1 protein-coding gene is annotated in these 1,149 nt (G+C 47.4%); it reads right to left on the bottom strand.

Annotated elements, in window-relative coordinates:
• A partial coding sequence (locus tag ABW391_RS29525; RefSeq protein WP_353485492.1) for a hypothetical protein occupies window positions 1-1,149 on the bottom strand: 1,149 nt, incomplete at both ends.

Below are 1,149 nucleotides of genomic sequence, written 5' to 3'. Positions count from 1 at the left end.
GCGGATTGGTGGCAAAAGCAACTACTCGCTTACCGGTATAGAACATGTAATCGACCAGGATCAACAAAAAGCCCATGCCGGTATACACAAAAACAATGGGTGAAATGGGTTCCAGATTGGGCAAATAAATGCCCAATAATGCCAGTGCCAGGGTAATGATGAACAAAACCCGATAAGAAAAACGGTTGCCATAAAACCGGTAGGCGTTCAAGCGTTCCTTTGGATTTTTTGCTAAGTCTTTGGCTTCCGCTTGTATCGTGCTTTGGAGATTGATTTTGGCATCCAACTCCACCGCAATTTGGCCAATGCTCAGCCCTAGCCAGGTCTGCATGGATTGAAATTCTTTGATCCAACCCAAAAAGAAGCCCAACACTGTTCCTTTCTTTTCACGGAGTGCTACATCGAGCGGAGCTTGTTCGTTTTCCTTTTTTTTGCGGAATCCAGGAGCAGGGCCCGTAATGGTCCAATAAAACATGGCCCAAAATATGGTGATCCACTTGAACCACCCATAGTGCAGCTGCGGAACTGAAATTTCAACATACACCACTACAGCAAGACACATCACCCAGTACAAGGTCTGTGCGATGTAGCATTCGCCTATGGTTATTTCCAGCACCCAATACACCAAAAAGGTTAGGGTCAGCACTCCCCAGAACAAACCATGGGGAAAATTTTCCCAGTCCTGATCGATCGCATAAATGCTCAGCAAGAATACCACAAAGGTGAAAAGACCCAAAAAACGCAATACCACCAGGTAAGCCCGCTTGCGCCGCAAGTCCCGATACGTTCCTACATCCAGCAAGTGCCAGGGAATCAGCCAGATGGTCAAGGCGAAAATGAGCAACATCACGCCACTTAGCCAGGCAACGTACCAGGTTGGGTTGTTGAGCAAAAGGGCCATAATGTCGTGGCCTAAGCTGGTAAAGATCAACAGGTACGCGATGAGCATTTGAATCAAAATCAGGTACCAGGCTTGTAAAAGCGCAAAAAAAACCGCGATGACCAAAGGCAGTGCACCAATGACCTGATTGACCCTGATCTCTGGTTTGGTCGCCTTGGATCCATGCCGTAGGTTGATAAAAATGAAGTAGATCAGGAGGGCCGTGGCGGAAAGACCGAGTGGGGAAATGATGGATTCTGGCATGGATT

Origin of the sequence: Haliscomenobacter sp., assembly GCF_040403615.1 — a bacterium.
Lineage (GTDB): Bacteria > Bacteroidota > Bacteroidia > Chitinophagales > Saprospiraceae > Haliscomenobacter.
Note: the sequence above shows the minus strand (reverse complement) of the source record. Positions and strands in the feature narration are given on the sequence as shown.